This window comes from Leifsonia soli, assembly GCF_013408745.1.
Classification (GTDB): domain Bacteria; phylum Actinomycetota; class Actinomycetes; order Actinomycetales; family Microbacteriaceae; genus Leifsonia; species Leifsonia soli.
Genome location: NZ_JACCBJ010000001.1, coordinates 3,601,373 through 3,626,495, shown reverse-complemented (window position 1 = coordinate 3,626,495; position 25,123 = coordinate 3,601,373). Strand labels below are relative to the sequence as shown.

22 protein-coding genes are annotated in these 25,123 nt (G+C 70.0%); 14 read left to right on the top strand and 8 right to left on the bottom strand.

What is annotated here, in order from left to right:
- Positions 1-7 precede the first annotated feature (7 nt).
- On the top strand, positions 8-2,602 hold the full coding sequence (locus BJ963_RS17610; protein ID WP_179457745.1) for a X2-like carbohydrate binding domain-containing protein: 2,595 nt from the start codon (positions 8-10) through the stop codon (positions 2,600-2,602).
- 56 nt (positions 2,603-2,658) lie between these two features.
- The gene (locus BJ963_RS17605) at positions 2,659-3,582 is read left to right on the top strand and encodes an acetylxylan esterase (RefSeq protein WP_179457744.1); all 924 of its coding nucleotides are present in this window, start codon (positions 2,659-2,661) and stop codon (positions 3,580-3,582) included.
- Between the two features lie 40 nt (positions 3,583-3,622).
- Here BJ963_RS17605 and BJ963_RS17600 read toward each other — a convergent pair whose 3' ends face one another.
- Entirely contained in the window at positions 3,623-3,955 is a 333-nt protein-coding gene (locus BJ963_RS17600; RefSeq protein ID WP_179457743.1) for an L-rhamnose mutarotase, read from the bottom strand.
- A gap of 86 nt (positions 3,956-4,041) precedes the next feature.
- On the opposite strand from BJ963_RS17600, the gene BJ963_RS17595 reads away from it, so the two are divergent.
- From BJ963_RS17595 to BJ963_RS17585, 3 genes are read left to right on the top strand one after another with little or no spacing between them, the layout of a single operon-like run.
- Positions 4,042-4,893, top strand: a complete 852-nt coding sequence (locus BJ963_RS17595; protein ID WP_179457742.1) for a fumarylacetoacetate hydrolase family protein — start codon at positions 4,042-4,044, stop codon at positions 4,891-4,893.
- A gap of 38 nt (positions 4,894-4,931) precedes the next feature.
- Complete coding sequence (locus BJ963_RS17590; RefSeq protein ID WP_089914090.1) at positions 4,932-5,678, top strand: SDR family NAD(P)-dependent oxidoreductase; 747 nt, start codon at positions 4,932-4,934, stop codon at positions 5,676-5,678.
- Between the two features lie 4 nt (positions 5,679-5,682).
- Complete coding sequence (locus tag BJ963_RS17585) at positions 5,683-6,951, top strand: alpha-hydroxy acid oxidase (RefSeq protein WP_179457741.1); 1,269 nt, start codon at positions 5,683-5,685, stop codon at positions 6,949-6,951.
- Positions 6,952-7,165: 214 nt separating this feature from the next.
- Here BJ963_RS17585 and BJ963_RS17580 read toward each other — a convergent pair whose 3' ends face one another.
- The gene (locus tag BJ963_RS17580; RefSeq protein WP_179457740.1) at positions 7,166-7,999 is read right to left on the bottom strand and encodes an amidohydrolase family protein; all 834 of its coding nucleotides are present in this window, start codon (positions 7,997-7,999) and stop codon (positions 7,166-7,168) included.
- Between the two features lie 3 nt (positions 8,000-8,002).
- Positions 8,003-9,361 (bottom strand): alpha-L-fucosidase, encoded by a 1,359-nt coding sequence (locus tag BJ963_RS17575; RefSeq protein ID WP_218857708.1) that lies wholly within the window; start codon positions 9,359-9,361, stop codon positions 8,003-8,005.
- A 131-nt stretch (positions 9,362-9,492) separates the two neighbouring features.
- On the opposite strand from BJ963_RS17575, the gene BJ963_RS17570 reads away from it, so the two are divergent.
- The 8 genes from BJ963_RS17570 (at position 9,493) to BJ963_RS17535 (ending at position 18,487) form a co-directional block, all read left to right on the top strand.
- Positions 9,493-10,857: an alpha-L-fucosidase gene (locus tag BJ963_RS17570; protein WP_179457738.1), complete on the top strand. Its 1,365-nt coding sequence runs from the start codon at positions 9,493-9,495 to the stop codon at positions 10,855-10,857.
- Between the two features lie 197 nt (positions 10,858-11,054).
- On the top strand, positions 11,055-12,302 hold the full coding sequence (locus BJ963_RS17565; protein WP_343037316.1) for an ABC transporter substrate-binding protein: 1,248 nt from the start codon (positions 11,055-11,057) through the stop codon (positions 12,300-12,302).
- Between the two features lie 3 nt (positions 12,303-12,305).
- Positions 12,306-13,292 carry a carbohydrate ABC transporter permease gene (locus BJ963_RS17560; protein WP_179457736.1) on the top strand — a complete coding sequence of 329 codons (987 nt, stop codon included), beginning with the start codon at positions 12,306-12,308 and terminating at the stop codon, positions 13,290-13,292.
- Positions 13,282-14,151 (top strand): carbohydrate ABC transporter permease, encoded by an 870-nt coding sequence (locus BJ963_RS17555; RefSeq protein WP_089914119.1) that lies wholly within the window; start codon positions 13,282-13,284, stop codon positions 14,149-14,151. Before BJ963_RS17560 ends, BJ963_RS17555 begins: the two co-directional genes overlap by 11 nt.
- Positions 14,152-14,183: 32 nt before the next feature.
- On the top strand, positions 14,184-15,308 hold the full coding sequence (locus tag BJ963_RS17550; protein WP_179457735.1) for a mandelate racemase/muconate lactonizing enzyme family protein: 1,125 nt from the start codon (positions 14,184-14,186) through the stop codon (positions 15,306-15,308).
- A complete protein-coding gene (locus tag BJ963_RS17545) occupies positions 15,308-16,285 on the top strand; it encodes an aldo/keto reductase (protein ID WP_179457734.1) in 978 nt (325 codons plus the stop codon). Before BJ963_RS17550 ends, BJ963_RS17545 begins: the two co-directional genes overlap by 1 nt.
- Positions 16,286-16,340: 55 nt before the next feature.
- Positions 16,341-17,048, top strand: a complete 708-nt coding sequence (locus tag BJ963_RS17540; RefSeq protein WP_089914128.1) for a GntR family transcriptional regulator — start codon at positions 16,341-16,343, stop codon at positions 17,046-17,048.
- Positions 17,049-17,191: 143 nt separating this feature from the next.
- The gene (locus tag BJ963_RS17535; RefSeq protein ID WP_179457733.1) at positions 17,192-18,487 is read left to right on the top strand and encodes an enolase C-terminal domain-like protein; all 1,296 of its coding nucleotides are present in this window, start codon (positions 17,192-17,194) and stop codon (positions 18,485-18,487) included.
- A gap of 96 nt (positions 18,488-18,583) precedes the next feature.
- Here BJ963_RS17535 and BJ963_RS17530 read toward each other — a convergent pair whose 3' ends face one another.
- Genes BJ963_RS17530 through BJ963_RS17510 form a run of 5 tightly spaced genes read right to left on the bottom strand, consistent with a single transcriptional unit; the run spans position 18,584 to position 23,911 of the window.
- On the bottom strand, positions 18,584-19,741 hold the full coding sequence (locus BJ963_RS17530; RefSeq protein WP_179457732.1) for a serine hydrolase domain-containing protein: 1,158 nt from the start codon (positions 19,739-19,741) through the stop codon (positions 18,584-18,586).
- Complete coding sequence (locus BJ963_RS17525) at positions 19,738-20,730, bottom strand: glycoside hydrolase family 68 protein (protein WP_179457731.1); 993 nt, start codon at positions 20,728-20,730, stop codon at positions 19,738-19,740. The genes BJ963_RS17530 and BJ963_RS17525 overlap by 4 nt, the downstream gene beginning before the upstream one ends.
- Before the next feature lie 3 nt (positions 20,731-20,733).
- Positions 20,734-21,558: a carbohydrate ABC transporter permease gene (locus BJ963_RS17520; protein ID WP_089914142.1), complete on the bottom strand. Its 825-nt coding sequence runs from the start codon at positions 21,556-21,558 to the stop codon at positions 20,734-20,736.
- The gene (locus tag BJ963_RS17515; protein ID WP_246298100.1) at positions 21,555-22,556 is read right to left on the bottom strand and encodes a carbohydrate ABC transporter permease; all 1,002 of its coding nucleotides are present in this window, start codon (positions 22,554-22,556) and stop codon (positions 21,555-21,557) included. Before BJ963_RS17515 ends, BJ963_RS17520 begins: the two co-directional genes overlap by 4 nt.
- Before the next feature lie 2 nt (positions 22,557-22,558).
- Positions 22,559-23,911, bottom strand: a complete 1,353-nt coding sequence (locus BJ963_RS17510) for an ABC transporter substrate-binding protein (protein WP_218857118.1) — start codon at positions 23,909-23,911, stop codon at positions 22,559-22,561.
- A 157-nt stretch (positions 23,912-24,068) separates the two neighbouring features.
- Between BJ963_RS17510 and BJ963_RS17505 the strand changes: the two genes are divergently transcribed.
- Positions 24,069-25,091, top strand: a complete 1,023-nt coding sequence (locus BJ963_RS17505; RefSeq protein ID WP_089914148.1) for a LacI family DNA-binding transcriptional regulator — start codon at positions 24,069-24,071, stop codon at positions 25,089-25,091.
- Positions 25,092-25,123: the final 32 nt, after the last annotated feature.

Sequence of the window (25,123 nt, the reverse complement as noted above, 5' to 3'; positions counted from 1 at the left end):
AGAACGCATGACCCGCAAGACGCGTGCACGACGGAGCCTGCGGGCTCTGGTCGTGACCGTCGCGGCGCTGGGGATCGTGGCCGCGGCCGCCGTCCCCGCCGGCGCGACGCCGACCCCCCAACCGACAGCGACAGCGACAGCGACGCCCGCACCGTCCGCGACCCCGACGGGGACGCCGACGCCCACCGCGACCCCGAGTGCGACGGAGACGCCGAAGCCGACCGCGGCACCCACCGCGACACCGACGAGCGCGCCGAAGTCGGCGACGGCCGCGGTGCCGACGCCCATCCCGCCCGCGACCGCCACCCCGGACCCGTGGGCCGTCACGCCCTACATGGGCTGGAGCAGCTACAGCATGCAGGTCTACTCCGGCAACGGGAAGTGGATCACCGCCGACCAGCTCATCGCCCAGTCCGACGCCATGCACGCCAAGCTGCAGAAGGCCGGCTACGACTACATCAACGTCGACGCCGGGTGGAGCGACGGTGTCGACGCCAACGGCCGTCCGACGCCGAGCGCGACGCTCTATCCGCAGGGGCTGAAGAAGGTCATCGACCATGTGCACGCCAACGACCAGAAGTTCGGCGTCTACCTGATCCCCGGCATCGGACCCGACGTCTACAACAAGGCGTACCCGATCGCCGGCGCTCCCGGATGCACCACGCACGACATCGCGAAGCAGCCGTTGACGCAGGCGGACTACTGGAAGATCGGCTACGCCATCGACTTCTCGAACCCGTGCTCGCAGAAGTACATCGACTCGATCGCGGACCAGCTCGCCGCCTGGGGCGTGAACTTCGTCAAGTTCGACAGCGTCACCCCCGGCTCCGGCATCACCGACGGCTCGGTGGATGCGCGCGATGACGTCGCCGCCTGGTCGAAGGCCCTCAAGAAGCACAAGATCTGGTTCGAGCTCTCCTGGGCGCTCGACATCAATCAGGCCGACTACTGGAAGAAGTACGCGAACGGCTGGCGCGTCGAGTGGGACGTCGAGTGCTACTGCGGCAACGAAGCGCTCACCCAGTGGGACAACATCGCCCGGCTCTTCCCCCGTGCAGCGGACTGGTGGCGTCACGCCGGCCCGGGCGGCTGGAACGACTTCGACTCGCTCGACGTCGGAAACGGGAAGATGGACGGCCTGACGCCGGACGAGCGCCGCACCGCCACCACGCTGTGGGCGGTCTCGGCCGCGCCGATGTACACCGGCAACGACCTCACGAAGCTCGACAAGCTGGGCGTCGATCTGCTCACCAACCCCGAGGTCGTCGGCGTCGACCAGGCGGGCGTCCCCGCACGTCCGGTCTCGACGACGACCAAGCAGCAGGTCTGGTACGCGTTGAACAAGGACGGCAGCTACACGGTCGCGCTGTTCAACCTGGGCCGGGCGGAGTCCGACATCACCGCGAAGTGGTCCGACATCGGGCTGACCGGGTCGGCGACCGTCCGCGACCTGTGGGCCCGCAAGAACGTGGGCCGCGCGGACGGCTCGTTCACGGCGTCCGATGTGCCGATCCACGGTGTCCGGCTGCTCAAGGTCACGCCGGACAAGGGCGCGACGGTCACGGTCAACGACGACGCCCAGGGCTTCTCGTACGGCGGTACCTGGACGCGCAACGGCGGAGCCGAGGTCGCCGCGACCTCCCAGCCGCTGACCGTCAACGTCACCGACACCGGCACGCCGGCGCCGCCGACGTCCACCGGGCCGACCCGCACCACGAGCATCAACGACACCGACCCGGGCATCGCGTACTCCGGCCAGTGGGGGTACAGCAACGGCCGGAACTTCGGCGACTACCAGGACGATGTGCACTATGCGGAGCATCCCGGAAGCGACTCGTTCTCGTACACGTTCACCGGCACCGGGATCTCGTACCTCACCGAGCTCGACTCCTCGGAGGGCGAAGCGGACGTGTACATCGACGGACAGTTCGTGAAGACGGTCAGCGCCAACATCCCGAGCGCCTCCCACACGCCGCAGCAGACGGTGTTCACGACGAACGACCTCACCGACGGACAGCACACCCTTCGCGTGGTCATGAAGTCGGGCCAGTTCATGCTGCTCGATCGGCTCGACGTCATCCAGCCGAACCTGATCGACCCGTCCAGCGTGTCGTTCGACACGAAGGCGCCGGCGGCGGCGACCTTCTCCGTGCTGCGCGACCCGGACGAGTTCACCGGGATCACCGTGAACGGGACGGCGCTGAAGAAGGGCTCCGACTACACGGTGTCGGGTTCGAAAGTCACGCTGCAGCAGTCGTATCTGGCCACGCTGCCGGTCGGGGCCACGACGCTCAACGTGGGCTTCCGCGGCGACTACCTCAACGACGTCCACGCCACGACGGCGGCCGGCGCTTCGGTGTCGTACACCTTCAGCGGCACCGGGGTCGACTGGCTCGCGCCGACAGGCCCCGACCAGGGCGTCGTGGACATCTATCTGGACGGCAAGCTGGTGAAGCAGGTCGACACGCACAGCGACACCCGCCGCACCCAGCAGAAGGTGTTCAGCGTCTCGGGGCTCCGCAACGGGAAGCACACCATCATGGCGGTCAAGGAGTCGGGTGCGGTGATGCGCGCCGACGCCCTCCGCTACTCCGTCCGCTGATCCACCGGGTGGGCCGGGAGCGCTCCCGGCCCACCCCCCTCCGAAAGGCTCGCCGCATGCCCGGCTCCGACTCCGCCGCCCTCCTCGGCACGGACCCCCTTCCCACCCCCGACGACTACGCCGCCTACTGGGCGACCGCCGTCGACGACGCCGCGCGGCATCCGCTCGCCGTCCGCCGGGAGCCGGTGGACACGGGCCTCGCCGCCGTCGAGGTGTTCGACATCTCGTTCGCCGGGGCGGACGGCCGGCGGGTCAGCGGCTGGCTGCGGCTGCCGCGCCACCGCGAGGGCCGGCTTCCGGCCGTCGTGCACTTCAACGGCTACGGCGCCGGACGACTCGACCCGATCGACGACCTCACCTGGCCGGTCGCGGGCCTCGCGCAGCTGGTGATGAACACGCACGGGCAGAGCGGCGGCAGCACCGGCCACCTGCTCGACGGGATCGAGGACCCGCACCGCTCCTATTACCGTGGGGTGTTCGTGGATGCCGCTCGCGCGGTGGACGCCCTCCGCTCGCTCGACGAGGTGGACGGCGAGCGCGTCGCGGCGATCGGGAACAGCCAGGGCGGCGGCATCGCCCTCGGCGTCGGCGCTCTGCAGCCCACCCTCGCCGCCGTGCTGGCGCAGGCCCCCTTCCTGACGGACGCGCCGCAGGGCATCCGGCTGGCGCGCACCGGTCCCTGGCTGGAGCTGCGCGCATACCTGACGGAGCATCCTGACCGCTCCGACGCGGTCGCGCGGACGCTGGCGTACGTCGACGGGGTCACATCCGCCCGGCATGCGACGGCACCGGGATGGATCAGCGATGGGCTCGAGGACGACATCTGCCCGCCGGAGACCGCCCGCGCCGCCGCGGAGGCCTACGCCGCCCCCGTCACGCTGCGAGAGTGGCCGGGCGCGGGGCACGAAGCCGGCGCGACGGCCGACCGGCGCGGTGCGCTGGCGGTCCTGCGCGGTCGCCTCGGCCTTACGGGAGCGTGACGACGGGAGCGTGACGGCGGGACCGTCACGGCGGACCGGCTCAGGCGCCGTCGCGCTGGGTCGCGAACGTCCAGACCAGCGGCAGCACCATCCCCTCGGCGTCCGGCCCCGAGGTGACGAAGTGATCGACGTGGCGGTTGATCGAGTCCTGCCAGCGCTGGTTGGCCGGATCGTCGTCGAGTGCTCGCATCGCCGCGGCGAAGTCGTCGCAGTCCACCACATGGAACAGGTCGCGCCCGCTGCGCCAGATCTGCCAGTCGTGGATGCCGACCCGCTGGAACGAGACGACGAGGTCGTCCGGGATGGCGGCATGCGCGGCGTCGTAGGCGGCCTCGTGGCCGTCGCGGATGATGGAATGTAGCGCGACGCGCATCCCGATGCTCCTTTGCGAACGAAGTTTGAATTCCTATAGGAAATAGTAATAGTCTCGATGCCGGAAGGCGAGCGAAAGGACCCTCGATGCGATTCATGCGACTCGGCGAGCCGGGAGCGGAGATCCCCGTCGTCACCGACGGCGTCACCACGTGGGACCTGCGCCCCCTCACCGCCGACATCGACGGCGCCTTCCTCGCCGCCGACGGCCTCGCCCGGGCGGAAGCCGCCGCCTCCGCCGGCGACCTCCCCGGCATCGACCCGGCCGGTCTCCGCGTGGGCGCCCCCATCGCCCGGCCGCAGGCGGTCATCTGCATCGGGATGAACTACGCGGCGCACGCGCGCGAATCCGGCTCCGAGCCGCCGACCGACATCGTCGTCTTCTACAAGCACCCCAACACCGTCGTCGGGCCGTACGACGACATCCTGCTCCCCCCGGGATCCACGACGACCGACTGGGAGGTCGAGCTCGCCGTCGTCATCGGCACGCGCGCCCGCTACCTCGACTCCCCCGAGCAGGCCCTCGACCACATCGCCGGCTTCGCGGTCGCCAACGACGTCTCCGAGCGCGAGTACCAACTGCAGCGCTCGCTCGGCCAGTGGAGCAAGGGCAAGAGCTTCGAGACGTTCAACCCGCTGGGCCCGTGGCTCGTCCCGGCCGCCGAGGTCGGCGACGGCAGCGGTCTCGGCATCCGCTCGCGGGTCAACGGCGAAGCACGGCAGGACTCGACCACGAGCGACCTCATCTTCGGCGTCGCCGAGATCGTCTACCGGCTCAGCCGGTTCACGGTGCTCGAGCCGGGCGACCTCGTCAACACCGGCACCCCGGAGGGGGTGGCCCTCTCCGGCCGGTTCCCGTACCTGGCCGTCGGCGACGAGGTCGAGGTCGAGATCGACGGGCTGGGCGCGCAGCGTTCGACCGTGCGGCCGGCGCTCTGACCGCATCCACCATCCACCCTCAACGCAAGGAGACAAGGATGTCGCACTTCGAAGGCCTGGTGGCCGCCGTCACCGGCGGCGCGTCCGGGCTCGGCCGCGCGATCGCCGACGAGCTGGCCGCACAGGGAGCGCGCGTGTTCGCGCTCGACCTCGACCCGGATGCGGTGAGCGCGCCGCACACCGGCGTCCGCTGCGACATCGGCGACGACGCCAGCGTGCGTGAGGCCATCGCCGCGGTCGTCGACGCCGCCGGGCGCCTCGACATCGTGATCGCCAACGCCGGCATCGGCGCGCAGGGCGACGTCGAGGCCAACGACGACGACGAGTGGATGCGCGTCCTCAACGTGAACGTGATCGGCTCGGCCCGCACCATCCGGCACGCGATGCCGCACCTGAAAGAATCGCCGTCGCCCGCCGTCGTGCTCACCAGCTCCATCGCCGCGTGGGCCGGCCTGCCGCAGCGCGTGCTGTACTCCGCGTCGAAGGGCGCCATCTCGGCCATGACCCTGGCGATCGCCGCCGACTGCCTGCCGCTCGGCATCCGCGTCAACGCCATCGCTCCAGGGACCGCCGACACCCCGTGGGTCGGCCGGTTGCTCGACTCCGCCGCCGATCCGGACGCGGAGCGCGCCGCGCTCGAGGCGCGCCAGCCCAGCGGACGCCTCGTGCAGCCGCAGGAGGTCGCCGAAGCGGTGGCCTATCTGGCGTCGCCGACGTCCGGTTCGAGCAACGGTGTCATCCTGCCGGTCGACGGCGGGATGTACTCCCTGCGGCCGAGGAGGTAGCCCGATGGTCACGCGCCAGGTGCCGAGGCCGGCCGAGTTGCTGGAGTTGATGCGGTTCAAGAAGCCGGAGCTGGATCTGAGGAAGCGCCGGTTGGAGTCGGCGTTGACGATCGAGGATCTGGCGCGGATCGCGCGCCGGCGCACGCCTCGTGCTGCGTTCGATTACACGGAGGGCGCGGCGGAGGGCGAGTTGTCGTTGGCCAGGGCGCGGCAGGCGTTCCAGGATGTGGAGTTCCATCCCGCGATCCTGCGGGATGTGTCCAGTGTGGACACGTCGTGTCAGATCTGGGGTGGGTCGTCGGCTCTGCCGTTCGGGATCGCACCGACCGGGTTCACGAGGTTGATGCAGACCGAGGGGGAGAGTGCGGGGGCGTCGGCGGCGGGGGCGGCGGGGATCCCGTTCACCCTCTCCACCCTGGGCACCACCTCGATCGAGGATGTGCAGGCGGCGAACCCGGGCGGGCGGAACTGGTTCCAGTTGTATGTGATGCGGCAACGCGAGATCAGCTACGGGCTGGTGGAACGGGCTGCCGCGGCCGGGTTCGACACCCTGTTCTTCACCGTGGACACGCCCGTAGCGGGGGCCCGGTTGCGGGATAAGCGGAACGGGTTCTCGATTCCGCCGCAGCTGACCCTGGGCACGATCCTGAACGCGATCCCGCGGCCGTGGTGGTGGTATGACTTCCTGACCACCCCGAAGCTGGAGTTCGCGTCCCTGTCCACCACCGGCGGCACGGTCGGAGACCTGCTGAACGCGGCCATGGATCCCTCGATCAACTACGACGACCTCGCCATCATCCGCTCGATGTGGCCCGGGAAACTCGTCATCAAAGGGGTGCAGACCCTCGAGGATGCTCGCACTCTTGTCGACCACGGGGTGGATGGGATCGTGCTCTCCAACCACGGCGGCCGGCAACTGGACCGCGCCCCCATCCCCTTCCACCTGCTCCCCACGGTCGCCCGCGAGGTCGGGCAGCACACCGAGATCGGCATCGACACCGGCATCATGAACGGCGCCGACATCATCGCCGCCTACGCCCTCGGTGCGAAATTCACCCTGATCGGGCGTGCCTACCTGTACGGGCTCATGGCCGGAGGACGGGCCGGAGTCGACCGCACCATCCACATCCTCACCGACCAACTCATCCGCACCATGAAACTCCTCCAAGTCCGCTCCCTCGCCGAACTCGGCCCCCACCACGTCACCCAACTCACCCGCCTCCACCCCCTCCACCCCGAGGCGGCGGCGGTCCGCGAAGACGCCGACACCTGACCACCCCGCACGCCACCCCCGCCTCGGTGTGGAGGGGGGGGAGGCGGGCCGCGCCGGATGTCGTGCCCGCTTCCGTCGGTGGAAGGGACCCAAATCTCCGACCGACCGCGGTGCGGACGGCGATTCGGGCTCGGTCAGCCCGGATCTCCGACGCAGTCGGGCAGATGTCCGACACACCCGGGCGGCCTCCCGCCGCGGACAGGGCAGCGGCGGGTCAGGGGAGGCGGTAGGCGCGGCGGGCCGTGCCGGACAGTACCTCGTCGCGCTCGGCGGGCGTCAGCGGGTCGAGCAGCGCGCGAGTGGTCGCCATGGTTTCGGCGTACGGCGTGGCGAGGGTGGACACCGGCCAGTCACCGCCGAAGAGGAGCCGCGACGGGCCGAACACGTCGAGGGCGTGCTCCACATACGGCCGCAGGTCGTCGGCCGACGCCCGGTCCGATGGGCCGAGGGTCGTCAGGCCCGACAGCTTCGCGACGACGTTCGGACGCCGTCCCAGCTCGCCCATCAGCCTCCCCCACTCGCCGGGCTCCGACCCCACCGGCGGGGTTCCGAGATGGTCGATGACGAGCCGCAGCTCCGGCAGCTCGTCGGCGAGTGCGACCGCGTGCTCCAGGTGCCGCGGGAGCACCCCGATCACGTCGAACGACAGACCGCGGTCGGCGAGCACGGCGAGCGACCGGCGCACCGGCTCCCGCGCCAGCCAGTCCGGATCGGGCTCGTCGTGGATGAGGTGCCGGATGCCGACCAGCGGCCCCGCCTCCGCCCAGCGGTCGAGCTGCTCTCCGACCCGGTCGGGATCGAGCAGGTCGACCCACGCGACCACGCCCGCGACCAGTGGCGACTCCGCCGCGACGGCGAACATCGCGGCGGAGTCCTCGAGGGTTCCGGCCGCCTGCACGAGCACGACCCGGTCGACCCCGGCCTCCCGCAGCTGCGGCTCCGCCTCGGCGAGCGCGAAGGTGCGATTGATCGGGGCGACCGCGTCGGACAGCCACGAGTACGTTCCGTGCTCCAGGTCCCACAGGTGCAGGTGCGCGTCGACGGTCACGGCTCAGACCAGGTCGAACCGGATGAGGGTCGGGCCGGCGACCGCCGGCTCCGGGAGGGTCAGCGCGATGGCGTCGCCGTCCCGCGTGGCGGAGACCGCCGTGCCGTCCGCCAGCCGCGCGCTGTCCGCATCCACATCGGACGAGACGCCCGCGAGGCGCACCGCACCCGCGGCATCCACGAACGCGTTCGCGACCGCGTCGGTCGCCGCACCGTCGCCGCCGCGCGTCCAGCGCACCCACGGCTCGTCGGACGGACCGGCGATGGAGGCGTCCAGCGGCCGGGACCCGAACACGGCGTCCCCGTTGATCGCGTTCCAGGCGGCGAGGTGCTCGAGGGTCCGGCGCTGCAGGTCGGGGACGGTCCCCCGCGCGGTGAGACCGACGTTGAGGAGCAGGTTGCCGCCGCGGGAGACGATGTCGACGAACGTCTTCACCGCATCCGGGCCGCCGAGCATGTGCCGTTCGTCCTCGAGCGTGTTGTGGCCGAAGGAGTAGCCGATCCCGCGGCAGTTCTCCCACGCGCCCGTGCCCTCTACGTTGGTGCCGTTCTGGTACTCGCTGGTCCGGAAGTCCCAGTGCGTCTCGCCCCAGCGGTCGTTCGAGACGCCGTCGGGGGCTGCGGCGTAGAACTTCTCGAACAGGCGCTCCATGCTGTGCGGGCCACTCGGCTTGCCCGCGTCCGGCCACTCGATGTCGCCCCACAGCACGTCCGGGCGGTACCGGTCGATCAGGTCCGCCACGTGCCCGTACGCGTACTCGGCGTAGGCGGCGTCGACCGGCCGGCGGAACGCCTGTCCGTCGTCGGTGATCGGCTCCAGGTCGGCGAAGTTCCAGTCCAGACCGCCGGAGTAGTAGACCCCGAAGCGCAGACCGGCCGCGCGGGTGGCGCGCTCGAAAGCGCCGACGAGGTCGCGGTGCGGGCCGCGGTCGACGGTGTTGCGGCCGTCGGTGCCCGGCGCATCCCAGAGGGTGACGCCGTCGTGGTGCTTGGTCGTCGGGACGAAGTAGCGGGCACCCGTGCTCTTCACGAGCGCGATGAACGCCTCCGGGTCGAAGTCGACCGGGTCCCACTGGTCGATGAAGTCGTCGTAGGGGGCTCCGCCGTAGACCTCGCGCTGGTGCTCCGCGGCCGGGCTGCCCGGGATGCGGATGGTGTTGTAGTACCACTCGGCGTACGGGTTGTGCGCGAACCAGTACCCCTTCTCGATGGTGCCGAGCTCGCCGATCGGCTCCGCCCACGCCGGCACCGAGTAGGGTCCCCAGTGCACGAAGATCCCCAGCTTGGCGTCGGTGAACCACTGCGGCACTTCGCGCTCGAACCGGCGGTAGTTCTCCGGGCGGACGGGGTCGTCTGTGAACATGGCCACGAGTGGTCTCCTTCGTCGTCGAATGGATGTGCCGGAACGATTGTGGGATGCGTCCGGAATCCATATCCTATAGGCAATAGCATCCGCGTTCAACGATGCGATCCCCCACTCGAAGGAGAGTTCCCGTGACCACCGCGCTCGACGCACCCCCCGCCTCGTTCGTCCGGCCCACCGACTTCCGCCTCCCGGGAGGCGAATGGTTCATCGGTGCGGGCTTCGGCCTGTTCGTGCACTGGGACCACGCCAGCCAGCAGGGGATCGAGATCTCCTGGCCCCTGGTCGGCCGTTCCATCATCCCCGGTTCCGACGGCGTCGAGGACACCGTGACCGTGGACGAGTACCAGGCCACCGCCGCCACCTTCAACCCGGTCGAGTGGGATGCGGTCGCCCTGGCCCGTCTCGCGAAGCGCGCCGGCGCGCGCTACGTCGTCTTCACCGCCCGCCACCACGCCGGCTACGCCATGTTCCACACCGAGCAGTCCGACTTCTCCATCGAGCACTCCCCCTTCGGGCGCGACATCACGCGGGAGTTCGTCGAGGCGATCCGCGCCGAGGGCATCCGGGTCGGCATCTACTACAGCCTCCCGGACTGGAACCATCCCGACTACCCCGCGTTCCGGATGGAGGACCGCCCGTACGCGCTCGAGCACTGGCCCGCCGCCGGCGACCCCGCCAACGCGGGAACGCCCGTCGCCGACGACCGGCACCGCCGCGCGACGCCCGAGCAGTGGCAGCGCTACCAGGCCTACCTCCGCGGGCAGCTCACCGAGCTGCTGACCCGCTACGGCACCATCGACCTGCTCTGGTTCGACGGCGAGTGGGAGCGGTCGGAGCAGGAGTGGGACAGCGCCGGCCTCCGCGCGCTCATCAAGTCGCTGCAGCCGGATGTCGTCATCAACGACCGCCTGCTCGGCCAGGGCGACTACAAGACGCCGGAGCAGGGCTTCCCCGTCACCGCCCCGGACGGCCCGTGGGAGCTGTGCATGACCATCGGCCAGATGTGGGCCTGGCGGCCGGGCGACACCAAGAGCAAGAGCACGACCTCGCTGGTCACGACGCTGATCGAGGTGGCATCGCGGGGCGGCAACCTCCTGCTGAACATCGGGCCCAAGGGCGACGGCAGCCTCAACGAGTCGCAGGTGCGCACGCTGGAGGAGATCGGCGCGTGGATGGACGTGCACGCCGAGAGCGTCGTCGACGTCTCCCCCACCGTCGGCGTCGACTTCTACGGTCCGTCCACCGCCCGGCCGGGGACGCTGTACCTCCACCTGGTGATGCGTCCGATCGAGGAGGTCGTCGTCCGCGGCATCCCGGTGGGCCGGGTGACCGGCGTCCGCCTGCTGGCGACCGGCGAAGAGCTCCCCTACGACGTGAACCTGGAGGTGCACGAGCAGCCGGCGCCCGGAGTGGACCCGCTGGGCGAGCTGCACATCCCGGCGCCCGCCGCATCGGGGGCCGTGGTCGACGTCATCGCTATCGATTTCGCCTAGAGGGCGGTGGAATCCCTTGACCGGCTGTCGGGCTCCGATCTAAGCTCCGCATGAGGCCTATATCGTAGACCCTATAGGATCGTGAACCACCCGACGGGGCGACGGAGCCCCGGACGATCCGCAACGAAGCACCACAAAACAGGCACCACCAACGCAAGGCGATCACCTGGATGAATCCAATGGAGGAGGCACAGCACGTGACACCACGAAGCAAGCGCAGGGCGGCCCGGATCGGAACCGCCGTCCTGTTGACCGGAGCACTCACCGCACTGGCCGGCTGCGCCGGCGGCAGCGGGGGCGACGCCAAGGGCGGCCCCATCAGCATGTACACCTGGGTCAGCAGTCAGAGCGACCGCGACCAGTGGCAGGGCTTCATCGATCTCGGCAAGAAGGTCGACCCCAGCCTCGACGTCACCATCGAGGGGCCGAGCTTCAACGACTACTGGACCAAGGTCAAGACCCGCCTCAGCGGCTCGAACCCGCCCTGCCTGCTCACCACGCAGGCCGCGCGGGCGCAGGAGCTCTCCGGGCTGCTGATGCCGCTGAACGACCTGATCAAGAAGTACAAGCTCGACACCTCGAAGTTCGACGAGTCGATGCTCAAGGGCATGACGGTGGACGGTACGATCCGCGCGATCCCCTACGACGCCGAGCCGATCGTCCTCTACTACAACGCCGACAACTTCGCGAAGGCGGGCCTGCAGGCCCCGAGCACCACCTACACGCGCGAGCAGTTCCTGGCCGACGCGAAGAAGCTGACCACCGGCGACCACAAGGCGCTGGCGATCTCCCCCGGCTTCTTCATCCCCAACGCCTGGGCCATCGCCGACGGCGCGGAGGCCGTGAAGGGCTCCGAGCTCGACCTCACGAACTCGAAGCTGGTCGACCAGGTGCAGTCGTACTTCGACCTGGTCGGCAAGGAGGGCATCGCCAAGGCGCCGGAGGCGGCCGACGGCTCCGACGTGTCGCAGGCCGCATTCACCAGCGGCGCGGTCGACATGCTGATCGAGGGCCCGTGGATGTACGGCACCTTCGCCGACGCCGCCAAGTTCACCATGGGCGTGACGATCGTTCCGAGCACCTCGGGCGAGGCGCACGGCATGACGGCCGGCTCCGGATTCGGCATCGCGAAGAACTGCAAGAACCCCGACGCCGCGTTCAAGGCGATCGTCGCGATGACCGACACCAGCGTCCTGAAGGGCCAGGCGGAGAAGCGCGGCATCGTGCCTTCCCGCGCCGACGCCCAGTCGGCCTGGGCCGAGGGCAAGTCGCCGGAGGCCTACGCCGCCGTGCAGGCGCTGCTGAAGAACGCGACAGCGCAGATCACCACCCCCACCTGGAACCAGGTGGAGACCCTGTTCACCCAGTACGGCATCGAGGGCTACCGGGGTGACAAGACCGCCAAGGACGTGCTGAGCACGATCCAGAAGTCGGTGGAGCGGTAACGCATGACCTCCCCCCTGGTCACGGGTGCCGTCGTCTCGGACGAGACGGCGGCACCCGCCGCGCCCCCCACCCGCCCGTTCGGCGTTCCGCACCCCACCCCTCCGCGCCGCGGCGGCCGCAAGCGCCGCGGGGACGGCCTGGTCGCCCTCGCCTACCTCTGGCCCGGTCTCGCCGGCTTCACGTTCTTCATCGTCGTTCCGCTGATCGGTTCGCTGGTCATCAGCCTGTTCGAGTGGCCGCTGTTCGGCTCGCCCACCTTCCTCGGGCTGGCCAACTACGAGAAGCTGTTCAGCGACCCGACGTTCTACACCGTCCTGCTCAACACGGTGGTCTTCGCCTTCGTCTACACGGCCCTCAACCTGGCCGTGGCGCTGGCGGTCTCACTGTGGCTCAACACCCGCATCAAGTTCGCCGGATTCTGGCGCGTGATCTTCTTCCTCCCCGCCATCACCCCGATGGTCGCGAACGCCCTGGTCTGGCGGCTGCTCCTCAGCGACAACGGCCTGGTCAACTCGGCGCTCGCCGGCATCGGCATCGACGGGCCCAGCTGGCTCTCCGACTCCCGGTTCGCCCTCGCCTCCGTCATCGCGATGTCGGTCTGGCAGTCGTTCGGCTACAACGTGATCGTGCTGTCGGCCGGTCTCGGCGGCATCCCGAAGGAGATCCTCGAGGCGTCGCGGATGGACGGCACGAACGCCTGGCAGCGGCTGCGGTCGATCATCCTGCCGATGATCTCGCCTTCGCTGTTCTTCACCATGACGATGACGATGATCGGTGCGTTCCAGGTGTTCGTCCAGCCGCAGATCCTGACCCAGGGCGGACCGGGCGAGTCGACCAACACGTTCGTGCTCTACCTCTACCGCAACGGCTTCGTCTTCGACCGGCTCGGCTACGCGTCGGCCCTGGCGTGGATGCTGTTCATCGTCGTCATGATCATCACCGCCCTGCAGTTCGCGGGCCAGAAGAGGTGGGTCAACTATGACAAGTGACACGCTCCGCCGTCACCGGCTCCGACCCGCCCAGCGCGTGGTCGTCACGAAGACCTGGCTCAACACCCTGCTGATGGCCATCGTCGCGCTGCTGTTCACCTTCCCCTTCATCTGGATGTTCTTCTCGGCCCTCAAGCCGGAGTCCGAGGTGTTCTCGCCGAAGCCGACCTTCATCGGCTCCGAGGTGAAGTGGTCGAACTTCGTCGACGCCTGGACCCTCGTGCCGTTCGGGCGGTTCATCTTCAACGGCTTCTTCGTCTCGATCTGCGGCGCCCTGCTCTCCGTCATCGTCGCGGTGCTGTCGGCGTACGCGTTCTCGCGGCTCCGGTTCAAGTACCGCGACCGCATCTTCCTGCTCTACGTGCTCACCCTGGTGCTGCCGCAGGAGGTGCTGGTCGTCCCGCTGTTCATCATGATGAACCAGCTCGGGCTCGTCGACACGTACACGGCGCTGATCATCCCGTTCGCGTTCACCGCGTTCGGCACCTTCCTGCTTCGGCAGTTCTTCCTGACGATCCCGATCGAGTTCGAGGAGGCGGCGCTCATCGACGGCGCCTCGAGATTCCGCACCCTGTGGTCCGTGCTGCTCCCGCAGCTCACCGCTCCGCTGTCGGTACTCGGCGTCTTCTCCTTCGTCGGCTACTACAACTCCTACCTGTGGCCGCTGATCATCATCAACAGCCAGGAGCTCGCGACCGTGCCGCTCGGCCTCTCGATGTTCACCGGCGAGCACGGCACCCAGTGGAGCCTGATGATGGCCGCATCCACCATCGCGATCATCCCGTCGCTGATCATCGTCGCCCTGCTGCAGCGGCAGCTGATCAAGGGCGTCGCCCTCGGCGGCTTCGGCGGCCGCTGATCCTCCCACCCCTCACCAGAAAGCAGACACCCATGAGCCTCGCCCCGCCCGCCGCCCTCACCGCCGTCGACGGCACGATCGTCAGCGCCGAGGCGTGGCTGAGCGACCTGGAGGTGGAGACGGTCCGCACCGACGCGGTGCAGTCCTTCCTCAAGCAGGAGACGATCTTCGTCCGGCTGCGCACCGTCGGCGGAGTCGAGGGCATCGGCTACAGCTACACGATCGGGACCGGCGGGGCCGCTGTCCTGAGCCTGCTGCGCGAGACGCTGCTCGATGTGGTGGTCGGGATGGACGTGAACCGTCCGGAGGACGTCTGGCGTGCGCTGTTCTCCTCCACCCGGGCCACGACCGTCGGCCTCATCACGTCGCTCGCCCTGGCGGCGGTCGACACCGCGGTGTGGGACGCCCGCTGCAAGGCCGCCGGCCTCCCGCTCTGGGTGGCCGCCGGCGGGGCGCAGCCGCGCATCCCCCTCTACGACACGGAGGGAGGCTGGCTGCACTTCAGCACGGACGAGCTCGTCGCCCAGGCGGTCGAGTCGCAGCGGCGCGGGCTCGGCGGCGTGAAGATCAAGGTCGGCAAGCCGCGCGCGCACGAGGACTTCGAGCGGCTCAGCGCCATCCGCGAGGCCGTCGGGGACAGGATGGACATCATGGTGGATGCCAACCAGTCGCTGACGGCCGCCGAGGCCATCCGTCGCGCTGCACTGTTCGAGAAGCTCGACATCTTCTGGTTCGAGGAGCCGCTGCCCGCGGAGGACGTCGCCGGTCACCGCCGCCTCGCCGAGTCGACCAGCGTGCCGGTCGCGGTCGGAGAGTCGATCTACTCGGTCGGGCACTTCCGCGAGTACCTGCAGTCGGGGGCGGCCTCCATCGTCCAGGTGGATGTCGCGCGCGTCGGCGGCATCACGCCGTGGCTGAAGGTCGCGCACCTCGCCGAGGCGTTCAACGTTGCGGTCGCCCCGCACTTCCTGATGGAGCTGCACGTGTCGCTGTGCTGCGCGGTTCCGAACGCGCTCTACCTGGAGCACATCCCGCAGCTGCGCGCGGTGACCCGCTCCGAGATGGTCATCCGAGACGGCCACGGCCTGGCGCCGTCGCAGCCGGGCCTCGGGATCGAGTGGGATCTGGACGCCGTCGACGATCTGCGGGTCGCCTGATGGGCCCCCAGCGCGCGTTCGGCCGGGGCGGGCTGACCGTCGGGCCGATCGGCTACGGTTCCGCCGCCCTCGGCAACCTCTACCGGCCGCGCCCCGAGGACGAGTGGCCGGGCATCGTGCCCGCCGCCTGGGAGGCCGGCATCCGCTACTACGACACGGCGCCGCACTACGGGCTGGGGCTCGCGGAGGAGCGCCTGGGCGAGGGCCTGCGCGCCTTCCCGCGCGACGAGTATGTGCTCTCGACCAAGGTGGGCCGCGTGCTCGAGCCGAACCCGGACCACCGGCCGGGCGACACCGACATCGCGAACCTGTTCGACGTGCCCTCCACGCGGCGGCGCCGCCTCGACTACTCGCGCGACGGCGTGCTCCGCTCGGTGGAGGACTCCCTGCGGCGCCTCGGGGTCGATCGGATCGACGTGCTGTTCGTGCACGACCCGGACGACTACGAGCGCGAGGCGCTGGAGGGCGCGTTCCCCGCGCTCGACGAACTGCGGTCGCAGGGCGTCATCCGCTCGTACGGGGCCGGGATGAATCAGACGGCCATGCTCACCCGGTTCGTCCGCGAGACGGACCTCGACATCGTGATGTGCGCGAACCGCTACACGCTGCTCGACCCGTCCGCGGAGCAGGACCTGCTCCCTGCGGCGCAGGAGCGCGGCGTGTCCGTCGCGGTCGCCGCCGTCTTCAACTCGGGCATCCTCGCGACGGACCGGCCGGCGCCCGATGCCACCTTCGTCTACGGGGCGGCGTCGCCGGAGCTGATCGCCCACGTGAACCGCATCGCCGACGTGGCCGAGCGCCACGGGGTGACCGTTCCGCAGCTCGCGGTACAGTTCCCGCTGCGCCATCCGGCCGTCTCGACCGTCGTGCTCGGCGCGGACACCCCGGCGCAGATCGAGCGGAACGCCCGCCTGTCCGCACCCCCGGTGCCGGAGGCGGTCTGGGACGAGCTCCGGGAGGCAGGCCTGCTGCCATGAAGATCCTGCATCCTCTATCCTCTCGGTTCTGCGGGCGCAGACCTAGGATGTGCACATGACGATCCAATCGGGGGAACACTTCCTGCCGGCGCGGCGGGCGCTGGCCGACGACGTGTACGACGCCGTCCTCGGACTGCTGATGGACCAGGTGATCGAGCCGGGAAGCCGCGCCAGCATCGACGGCATCGCCCGTCAGCTCAACGTCTCCCCCACCCCGGTGCGCGAGGCGCTGGCACGTCTGGAGTCCGAGGGGCTCGTCGTCAAGAAGGCGCTGAAGGGCTACACCGCCGCCCCGCTGCTCGACAGCGACGGGCTGCGCCAGCTGTTCGAGATGCGCCGGCTGCTGGAGCCGTACGCGACGCGCAACGCCGCCGGCGAGCTGGACGCGGCGACGCTGACGCAGCTCGAGGAGCTCTGCGACGCGATGCACCGCAGCGGCCAGGCGGCGCAGACCGGCGGCGACCGCTTCAAGGACTACAAGGACTTCGCCAACCAGGACGCCGAGTTCCACCGCATCATCGCGGAGCACTCGGGCAACGCGCTGCTCGCCGACGCGATCGGCCGGCTCCGGTCGCACATGCACCAGTACCGCATCTACTTCAAGCACGGCGTGGTCGACGAGACCTCGGGCGAGCACGAGGCCGTCCTCGAGGCGCTGCGCAGCGGCAAGCCCGCGTCGGCCGAGAAGGCGATGCTCGACCACATCACCAAGTCGTACGCGCGCATCTCCGCCAGCCTCGCCGAGGCCGAGAAGGCGGGCTAGCTCCTCCACCCCGCGGAGTTGCGGCATCATGCCGCAACTCGCCGCGGATACCGGCAAAGAGTCACGACTCGTCGCCCTTTCGGTGGCGCTCGGCTGGCTATATCCAATAGGATATTGAGTACGACGAGCGAGAGGACAACGGCGTGAGTATCGTCACGGGCTTCGAGACCCTGGATGTGCGGTTCGAGACATCGGCCCTGCTGGACGGGTCGGATGCGATGAACCCGGATCCGGACTACTCCGCCGCGTACCTCCGCGTCACCACCGACGCCGCCGACGGCCACGAGGGCCACGCCTTCGTCTTCACGATCGGCCGCGGCAACGACGTCCAGGTCGCCGCCATCGAGGCCATCGCCCACCGCGTCGAGGGCCGGGACGTCGAGGCGATCCTGGACGACCTCGGCGGGTTCTGGCGCGAGTTCGTCCACGACTCGCAGCTCCGCTGGCTCGGGCCCGAGAAGGGCGTCATGCACATGGCGATCGGCGCCGTGGTGAACGCCTTCTGGGACCTCAAGGCCAAACGCGCCGGCCTCCCTCTGTGGCAGCTGCTCTCCCGCATGTCGCCGGAGGAGCTCGTCGCGCTCGTCGACTTCCGGTACCTCACCGACGCCCTCACCCCGGAGCAGGCGCTCGACCTGCTGCGCGCCGCGGAGCCGGGCCGCGCCGCCCGCGAGGCGGAACTGCTCGCCGACGGCTACCCCGGGTACACGACGACCCCCGGCTGGCTCGGCTACTCGGACGAGAAGCTGCGCCGCCTGGCGCGCGAGGCGGTCGACGACGGCTTCACCCAGATCAAGCTGAAGGTCGGCGACCGGCTCGACGACGACCTCCGCCGACTCCGGGTCGCCCGGGACGCGGTCGGCCCCGACATCCGGATCGCCATCGACGCCAACCAGCGCTGGGACCGCGACCAGGCCATCGAGTGGATCCGCGCCCTCCAGCCCTTCGACCTCGCCTGGGTGGAGGAGCCGACCAGCCCGGACGACATCCTCGCCCATGCCGCGATCGCCCAGGCCGTCGCGCCGGTCCCGATCGCGACCGGCGAGCACGGAATGAGCCGCGTGCTGTTCAAGCAGCTCCTGCAGGCGGGGGCCGCATCCATCGTGCAGATCGACTCCACCCGCGTCGCCGGGGTCAACGAGAACATCGCGATCCTGCTGCTGGCGGCGAAGTTCGGAGTCCCGGTCTGCCCGCACGCCGGCGGCGTCGGCCTGTGCGAGGCGGTGCAGCACTTCTCGATGTTCGACTTCGTCGCCGTCTCCGGCAGCCAGGACGGCCGGATGATCGAGTACACGACGCACCTGCACGAGCACTTCGTCACCCCGGCGGAGGTGACCGGCGGCCGCTATCGCGCCCCGCTGGCGCCCGGCATCGGGATGGAGATGCTCGCCTCGTCCCTGCACGAGCACGAGGTCGCGCCGGCCCTCCTCATCGACTGAGCCCGGGCTCCGCCGGCGGATCGAGGGGTGAGTCGTTGCTCCCATTCGGCGCGAGGTGCGACGTGATGTCGCAACTCGCGGGGAGCTAGCGGCGAGCTAGCGGCCGAGCGCGCGCTTCAGCGCGGCGACGATGGTGGTCGCCCGCTCGTCGGCTCCCGCCTCCATCCAGTTGGTGACGAACGCGAAGCCCACGCGGTCGTCGCGATCGGCGAAGGCGACCTGCCCTCCGGCCCCGTCGTGGCCGAGGCTCGACGGACCGAGGTACCGACGCGCCTCCGAGTCCAGCTGGAAGCCCCGCGCCCAGCGCGGCCAGGGCCCGGGCGTCGGGAATACCGGCTCTCCCCCGCTCATCGGGATGAGGCCGGCATCGAGCACGTCGTCGTCCAGCACCCGCACACCGTCGGTCTCCGCCACCGTCGACGACCAGAGGGCCGCGAGCGCATCCGCGGTCGCGATGCCGCCGGCGCCGGGGATCTGCGCCGCCCGGACCCGCGGGTCGTTGAAGCCGCCTTCCGGGGTCACGAGCTCCGGTGGGAAGGCGTCGCCGAGCGTCATGGCGAGCGCCGTCCAGGGCGACTCGGCCTGCTCCAGCTGCTCCCCCGCCTCGACCTGGCTCTCCGACGCCTGCAGGTGCGCGACGCGGTCAGTACGGTCGGCGGGCAGCCCGATCCACAGGTCGTCCGACCAGGGTGCGGCGATCGATGCCAGGTAGGCGCCGGGCATCGTGGAGGTGACGCGGCGGACGAGCTCGCCCGCCAGCCAGCCGTGGGTGAGCGCGTGGTAGGCGTACCCGGTGCCCGGCGCCCACAGCGGCTCCTGAGCGGCGAGGAGGCCGGTGACCGTCTCCCAGTCGAGCGCCTGGTCGAGCGTGAGCCGCTCGCGCAGCGCGGAGAGTCCGGCGCGGTGCGACAGCAGCTCGGCGACCGTCACACCGCCCTTCCCGGCCGCGGCGAACTCGGGCCAGTAGCGGCTGACCGGCGCCTCGTAGTCGAGCAGGCCGTCCTGCACGAGGCGGGCGACGAGGATTGACATGACGCCCTTGGTGCACGAGAACACCACGGAGGCCGTGTCCGCGGTCCACGGCCGCCCGTCGCGCTCGTCCTTCACGCCGCCCCAGAGCTGCACGACCGGCCGGCCGTCCACGCGGACGGACAGCGCGGCTCCCATCGTCGGCCTCCCGGCGAACGCGTCGGCGAACGCCGAAGCGACCCCGTCGAAGCCGGCCTGGGCGGTGCCCTCGATCACGTCGGTCATGTGGTCTCCGTCTCTCTGTCGTCGATGGCGGCCCGGGGCCGCATCCCTCCTGCGCCGTCCGCCTCCAGCGTCAGCGCGATCGGGTCGGTGATCCGGCCGCCGAACCCGCCGGCCTCCCCGGTGTTCTCGAACGCCAGGAGGTGCGGCGACTCGTCGCGGCCGACCACGACACGTCCCGCATAGTAGCGCTCGTCCAGGAGCAGCTCCGCCGCTCCGAGGTCGAACGGGCCGAGCGGCGACGCGGCGGGTGCGATCCAGATCCCGCCGGGGCCGGCCATCCGGTCGCCGGCGAGATGGGCCGTGTCGCACGAGAACAGCAGCCAGTCCCGTCCGCCCAGGCGGACGCTCTGCGGCACCTCCAGGTGCGCGAACCCGGCGCCCGGCTCCGTGAGGGGCGGTTGGACGCGCCAGTCCACGAGGTCGTTCGAGACCGCGTGCCCCACCACGCCGCGGTCACGGGCCGAGGCGCCGTCGCGTACGCGGGCCGTGATCAGCATGTGCCAGCCGTCGCCCTCGGGGTCGCGGAACACCCACGGGTCGCGCCACGCCTCCTCGTGCCAGGTGCGGTCGGGCAGCACCTCGTACCAGCGCGGGTCGGCCTGCAGCCGCAGGCGGTCGTCCTTGCGCCAGTGGAAGAGATCGTCGGACACCGCGACGCCGATCGTCTCGATGTTGGTGATCTCGCCCGCCGAGAGGAACGCGGACCCGGTGTAGAACATCCTCCAGGCGCCGTCGCCGTCGCGGACGACGCTGCCCGTCCAGGTCGCCGATGCGTCCAGGTCGCCCGGACCGCCGGGGCCCAGCACCGTGCCGTGGTCGACCCAGGCGATCAGGTCCGAGGAGGTCGCGTGCCCGATCCGGGCGTTGCGATGCCGCAGGTCCGGGTCGACGAGCGACACCGGCGCGTGCAGGTAGAAGAGGTGGAAGAGGTCGCCGTCGTCGGCGACCCAGAAATCCCAGACCCAGTGACCGTCTCTGCTGAACCCCATCCGTCAGCCCTTGACCGCGCCCTGGATCAGCGCCCGGATGAACTGGCGCTGGAAGATGACGAAGACCAGGATCGTCGGGAGGATGATGATCAGCGCACCCGCGTTCAGCAGCGGGATGCTGAGGCTGTACTGCCCCTGGAAGAACGTCAGCGCCCCGGCCACCGTGCGCTGCAGCGGGTCGGCGATGAGCACGACGGGCAGCAGGAACTGGTTCCAGGTCCACAGGAACAGCAGGATGCCGAGGGCCGACAGCGCGGGGCGCGCGAGCGGGAGGTGGATGAGCCGGAGCTCCTGCCACATCCCAGCCCCGTCGACCCTGGCCGCCTCGGAGAGCTCCGTCGGCACTCCGACGAAGTGGGCGCGCATCCAGAACACGCTGAACGGCATGAACAGACCGATGAGCGGCAGGATGATCGCCCACTGCGTGTTCAGAACGTTGAGCGACTGCATCTCGTAGTACAGCGGGATGATCAGCGCCTCGAACGGGATGGTGAGCCCCAGCACGAAGAGGATGAGAAGCGCACGCGACCCCTTCATCCGGAGGCTGCCGAGGGCGTAGCCGGCGAGGCTCGCGATGACGAGGCTGATCGGGACGACCCCGAGCACGATGAGGGCGCTCGAGCCGAGGAGCTCCCAGACGTGGCCGGTGTTGAAGGCCTCCACGAAGTTGCCCCACTGCGGGTTCGTCGGCCACGCCAGACCGGTCGGGTTGACGTCGGCCGGCTGCAGCGCCGCCGAGACCATGTTGAGCAGCGGGATGACGGTGAGGACGAGCACGAGGACGAGCAGCACACGGCCCGTCCACTTCTCGACGGGATTGACGATCATTGGTCACGGACTTTCGAGAGGCGCTGGATCGGGAGGACGACCACGAGGACGAGGATCATGAGCACGATGCCGAAGGCGGAGGCCAGCCCCACCTCGCTCTGCGTGAACCCGATCCGGTAGATCGAGATGCCCGGCACCAGGGTCGCTCTGCCCGGGCCGCCGAGGGTGGTCGTGTAGATGATGTCGAAGCTGCTGAGCGCGGCGATGATCGTGATGGTGATGAGCACCGCGAGCTCCTGCCGGAGGCCGGGGAGCGTGATGGTGAAGAACTCGCGCCACCATCCGGCGCCGTCGAGCCGCGCCGCCTCGTAGAGGGAGGCGTCGATCTTGCCGATGCCGGTGAGGAGCAGGACGGTGCACAGGCCGGTCAGCGTCCACGAGCCGATCAGCCCGACGGCCGGCAGCGCGGTCTGGTAGTCGCCGAGCCACGGCCGGGCGAGGCCGCCCAGCCCGATCCATCCCAGGATCTGGTTGACGGCGCCGGTCTGGGCGTACATCCACGACCAGGCGATTCCGGCGGCGGCGAGCGGGATGATCTGCGGCAGGAACAGCACCGTCTGCGAGAGGCTGGAGAAGAACCCGGCGCGGACGGACCGGATGAGCGTGGCGAGCACCAGCCCCGCGACCACCGGGATGACGGTGAAGAACGCGATGAGGATGAACGCGTTCTTGATCGCCCCGAGGAGGTCCGGGTCGGTGAAGACCGTCAGGTAGTTCGAGAGTCCGACCCAGGTGGATGCGCCGATCCCGTTCCAGTCGTAGAACGAGTACTGGACACCCTGGATGAGCGGCCACAGCACGAAGGCCGCGTAGAAGAACAGAGCGGGCGCGACGAGCAGCCAGCCGATCCTCCCCGTGCGCCCGGCCGGCCGTCTCCGGGCGGCCGGGCGCACGGGGGTCCCGGGTGCGGCCCCGCGCGAGCCGTCGCGAACCGCCCGTCGCGCCGACGGGGAGTGGCGGGTCGTGTCGTCGCCCGCGCGGGGTCGCACCGAGGTCATCGCTACTTCTTCACTTCCTGCTCGTAGAACGCCTGCACCTTGTCGACGAACTCCTGGCCGCTGATCTTGCTGGTCACCAGCAGCTGCGACTCCGGGATGATCGCGCCGGCGTAGATGCCCGCCGTCGTGTTCGCCATGAAGTCGACCTGGCCGTCCTCCTTGGCGATCTGCGCCGCCGCCGCGAGCACCTGCTCCGTGATGGAGCCCTTCTCGACCTTCGGCTGGGCCTGGGCCGGGTCGCCGCCCGGCGCAGCTCCGGTCACGTCGACGACGATCTGACGCGCCTTGTCGTTCGTGTGCACCCAGTTCAGGAAGTAGGCGACCTCGTTGAGGTGCTTCGACTTGGCCGCGGCCGAGAAGGAGTTCGCCGCACCCATCGCGACGTGGTCTCCGCCCTTCTCCGCCGGGGGGACCAGGAAGAAGGTGACGTCCTTGCCGAGCTTCTTGGCGTAGTTGGCGGCCTCCCAGTTGCCGTTGAAGGTGAAGACGCCACCGCCGTCCTGGAAGCGGCTGACGAACGTGAAGTAGTCGAGCGCGTTGATGTCCGACGGGAAGTAGCCGGCGTCCGCCCACTTCCGGATGAGCTCGGCGCCCTTCACGTTGCCCGGGGTGTTGTACGTCGCACCCGGCTTGTTGAACATCCAGTCGAGGAACTTCGCCTTGTCGGCGTACTGGTTCATCGCCGCCTGGACGGTGAAGTTCACCACGCCGTCCTTGTCGCCCTCGATCAGCGGCGCGATCCCGGCCGCCTTGGCCTTCGCGAAGTCGGCCTCGAGCTCACCCAGCGTCTCCGGCGGCGCGGTGATCCCGGCCTGCTCGGCGAGCTTGGTGTTCATGAAGATGCCCGTGACGCTGTAGCCGAGGCCCAGCTGGTACAGGGAGCCGCTGCCGCGCACGCCGTCCTTGGTCATGCGCAGCGGAGCGAGCTGGGCCGGCGACCACTTGTCCCAGCCGTAGGCCGTGAAGAAGGGGTCGAGGTTGGCGACCAGGCCGTCCTTGACCGTGTCGCCGAGGGTGGGGAGGCGGATGAGGTCGGGCGGCGTCGAGCTGGCGAGCAGCTTGGGCGCGTTGGCCGTGAGGTTCTGGAACGTGTCGCGGGTGATCTTGAACGTGATGTTCGGGTGCTGCTTCGTGAACTCCTTGGTGAGGTCGTCCGTCAGCGGGAACCCGGTCTCGTCGGCGATCGTCAGCTGGACCTTGTCCGTGGTGAGCTTGGTGCTGACGTCGGTCGCGGTGGTCGCCCCGGAAGTGGACGATCCGGGGGCGCATCCGGTGAAGACGAGTGCGGTGAGCGAGGCGATGAGGCCGGCGGCTGCTGCGCCGCGCACCCTCCGCCCGCGAGAGGTTGTGGACATGCAGGACTCCTTCGTCGACAGGATGGGTCGATACCGATCCCAGTGCTAAATGCTTTCAGCAGGCCCTATACTGAGATACGTCGCGCACATTGTCAACTGCGTTCCGCGATCGGCACGCCCAGCGGCTACCATCCCGAAGCAGGAGGAGGACGTCTCGATGCTGAGCAAGCGCGTGACCCTGGCCGACGTCGCCAGGAAGGCGGGCCTCTCCGTCTCCGCCGCGTCCATGATCCTCAACGGCCGCCCGGACACCCGCCTCTCGCAGGACGCCCACGACCGCGTCCACGCGGCCGCCGCCGAACTCGGCTACCGGCCCAACGTGGCCGCCCGCGGGCTCAAGACCGACAAGACGCACACCATCGCGTTCATCTCGGACGTGGTCGCGACCACCCGCTTCGCCTCCGGCCTCATCAAGGGCGCACTGAACGCGGCGGAGACGGCCGGTCACGTGATGATGGTGCTCGAGACGGACGGCGAGCCGAAACGCGAGACCGAGGCGATCGGCGCGGCGCTCGACCGGCAGGTCGACGGGATCGTGTTCGCCACCATGCGCGCGCGGGAGCTGTTCCTTCCCGACATGCGGATCGAGACCCCGGTGGTCATGCTGAACGCCACCAACGCGCGCTTCCCGCACGCCGTGCTGCCGGACGAGTACGGCGGCGGCCGGTCGGCCGTGCACGTGCTGGCGGACGCCGGCTTCCGCGAGGGGATCGCCCTGTTGGGTCAGAGCGACGCGAAGGAGAAAGGGCTGTTCCGGTCGGCGACCGTCGCGCAGCGCGTCGCCGGCATCCGCGACACGATGGCGGAGCTCGATCTCGACTTCGTGTCGGAGACGTCGGTGTGGCTGTGGGAGCCCGACGAGGGATACGAGGCGACCAGGAAGCTGCTCCGCCGGAAGGACCGCCCGCAGGCCATCGTCGCCATGAACGACCGGCTCGCCTTCGGCGCCTACCAGGCGGCGAGCGAGGCGGGCCTGCGCATCCCGGACGACCTCTCCATCGTCTCGTTCGACAACGACGAGCTCGCAGCGTACCTGCGGCCCGGGCTCACGACCGTCGCGCTCCCGCACGAGGCGATGGGCGCCCGATCGGTCGAGCTGCTGCTGCACCCCGGCCCCGCGGGCGAGGAGCTCATCCCGATGCCGGTGATCGAACGGGCGTCGGTCGCCGCCCGGCACTGACCCCGCTCCGTCGAGGTGTGAGTTGTTGCGCC

Coding starts and splice junctions, on each gene's coding strand:
- BJ963_RS17610 (WP_179457745.1), top strand. CDS start 8: ATGACCCGCAAGACGCGTGCACGACGGAGCCTGCGGGCTCTGGTCGTG.
- BJ963_RS17605 (WP_179457744.1), top strand. CDS start 2,659: ATGCCCGGCTCCGACTCCGCCGCCCTCCTCGGCACGGACCCCCTTCCC.
- BJ963_RS17600 (WP_179457743.1), bottom strand. CDS start 3,955: ATGCGCGTCGCGCTACATTCCATCATCCGCGACGGCCACGAGGCCGCC.
- BJ963_RS17595 (WP_179457742.1), top strand. CDS start 4,042: ATGCGATTCATGCGACTCGGCGAGCCGGGAGCGGAGATCCCCGTCGTC.
- BJ963_RS17590 (WP_089914090.1), top strand. CDS start 4,932: ATGTCGCACTTCGAAGGCCTGGTGGCCGCCGTCACCGGCGGCGCGTCC.
- BJ963_RS17585 (WP_179457741.1), top strand. CDS start 5,683: ATGGTCACGCGCCAGGTGCCGAGGCCGGCCGAGTTGCTGGAGTTGATG.
- BJ963_RS17575 (WP_218857708.1), bottom strand. CDS start 9,361: ATGTTCACAGACGACCCCGTCCGCCCGGAGAACTACCGCCGGTTCGAG.
- BJ963_RS17560 (WP_179457736.1), top strand. CDS start 12,306: ATGACCTCCCCCCTGGTCACGGGTGCCGTCGTCTCGGACGAGACGGCG.
- BJ963_RS17555 (WP_089914119.1), top strand. CDS start 13,282: ATGACAAGTGACACGCTCCGCCGTCACCGGCTCCGACCCGCCCAGCGC.
- BJ963_RS17550 (WP_179457735.1), top strand. CDS start 14,184: ATGAGCCTCGCCCCGCCCGCCGCCCTCACCGCCGTCGACGGCACGATC.
- BJ963_RS17545 (WP_179457734.1), top strand. CDS start 15,308: ATGGGCCCCCAGCGCGCGTTCGGCCGGGGCGGGCTGACCGTCGGGCCG.
- BJ963_RS17540 (WP_089914128.1), top strand. CDS start 16,341: ATGACGATCCAATCGGGGGAACACTTCCTGCCGGCGCGGCGGGCGCTG.
- BJ963_RS17530 (WP_179457732.1), bottom strand. CDS start 19,741: ATGACCGACGTGATCGAGGGCACCGCCCAGGCCGGCTTCGACGGGGTC.
- BJ963_RS17525 (WP_179457731.1), bottom strand. CDS start 20,730: ATGGGGTTCAGCAGAGACGGTCACTGGGTCTGGGATTTCTGGGTCGCC.
- BJ963_RS17520 (WP_089914142.1), bottom strand. CDS start 21,558: ATGATCGTCAATCCCGTCGAGAAGTGGACGGGCCGTGTGCTGCTCGTC.
- BJ963_RS17515 (WP_246298100.1), bottom strand. CDS start 22,556: ATGACCTCGGTGCGACCCCGCGCGGGCGACGACACGACCCGCCACTCC.
- BJ963_RS17510 (WP_218857118.1), bottom strand. CDS start 23,911: ATGTCCACAACCTCTCGCGGGCGGAGGGTGCGCGGCGCAGCAGCCGCC.
- BJ963_RS17505 (WP_089914148.1), top strand. CDS start 24,069: ATGCTGAGCAAGCGCGTGACCCTGGCCGACGTCGCCAGGAAGGCGGGC.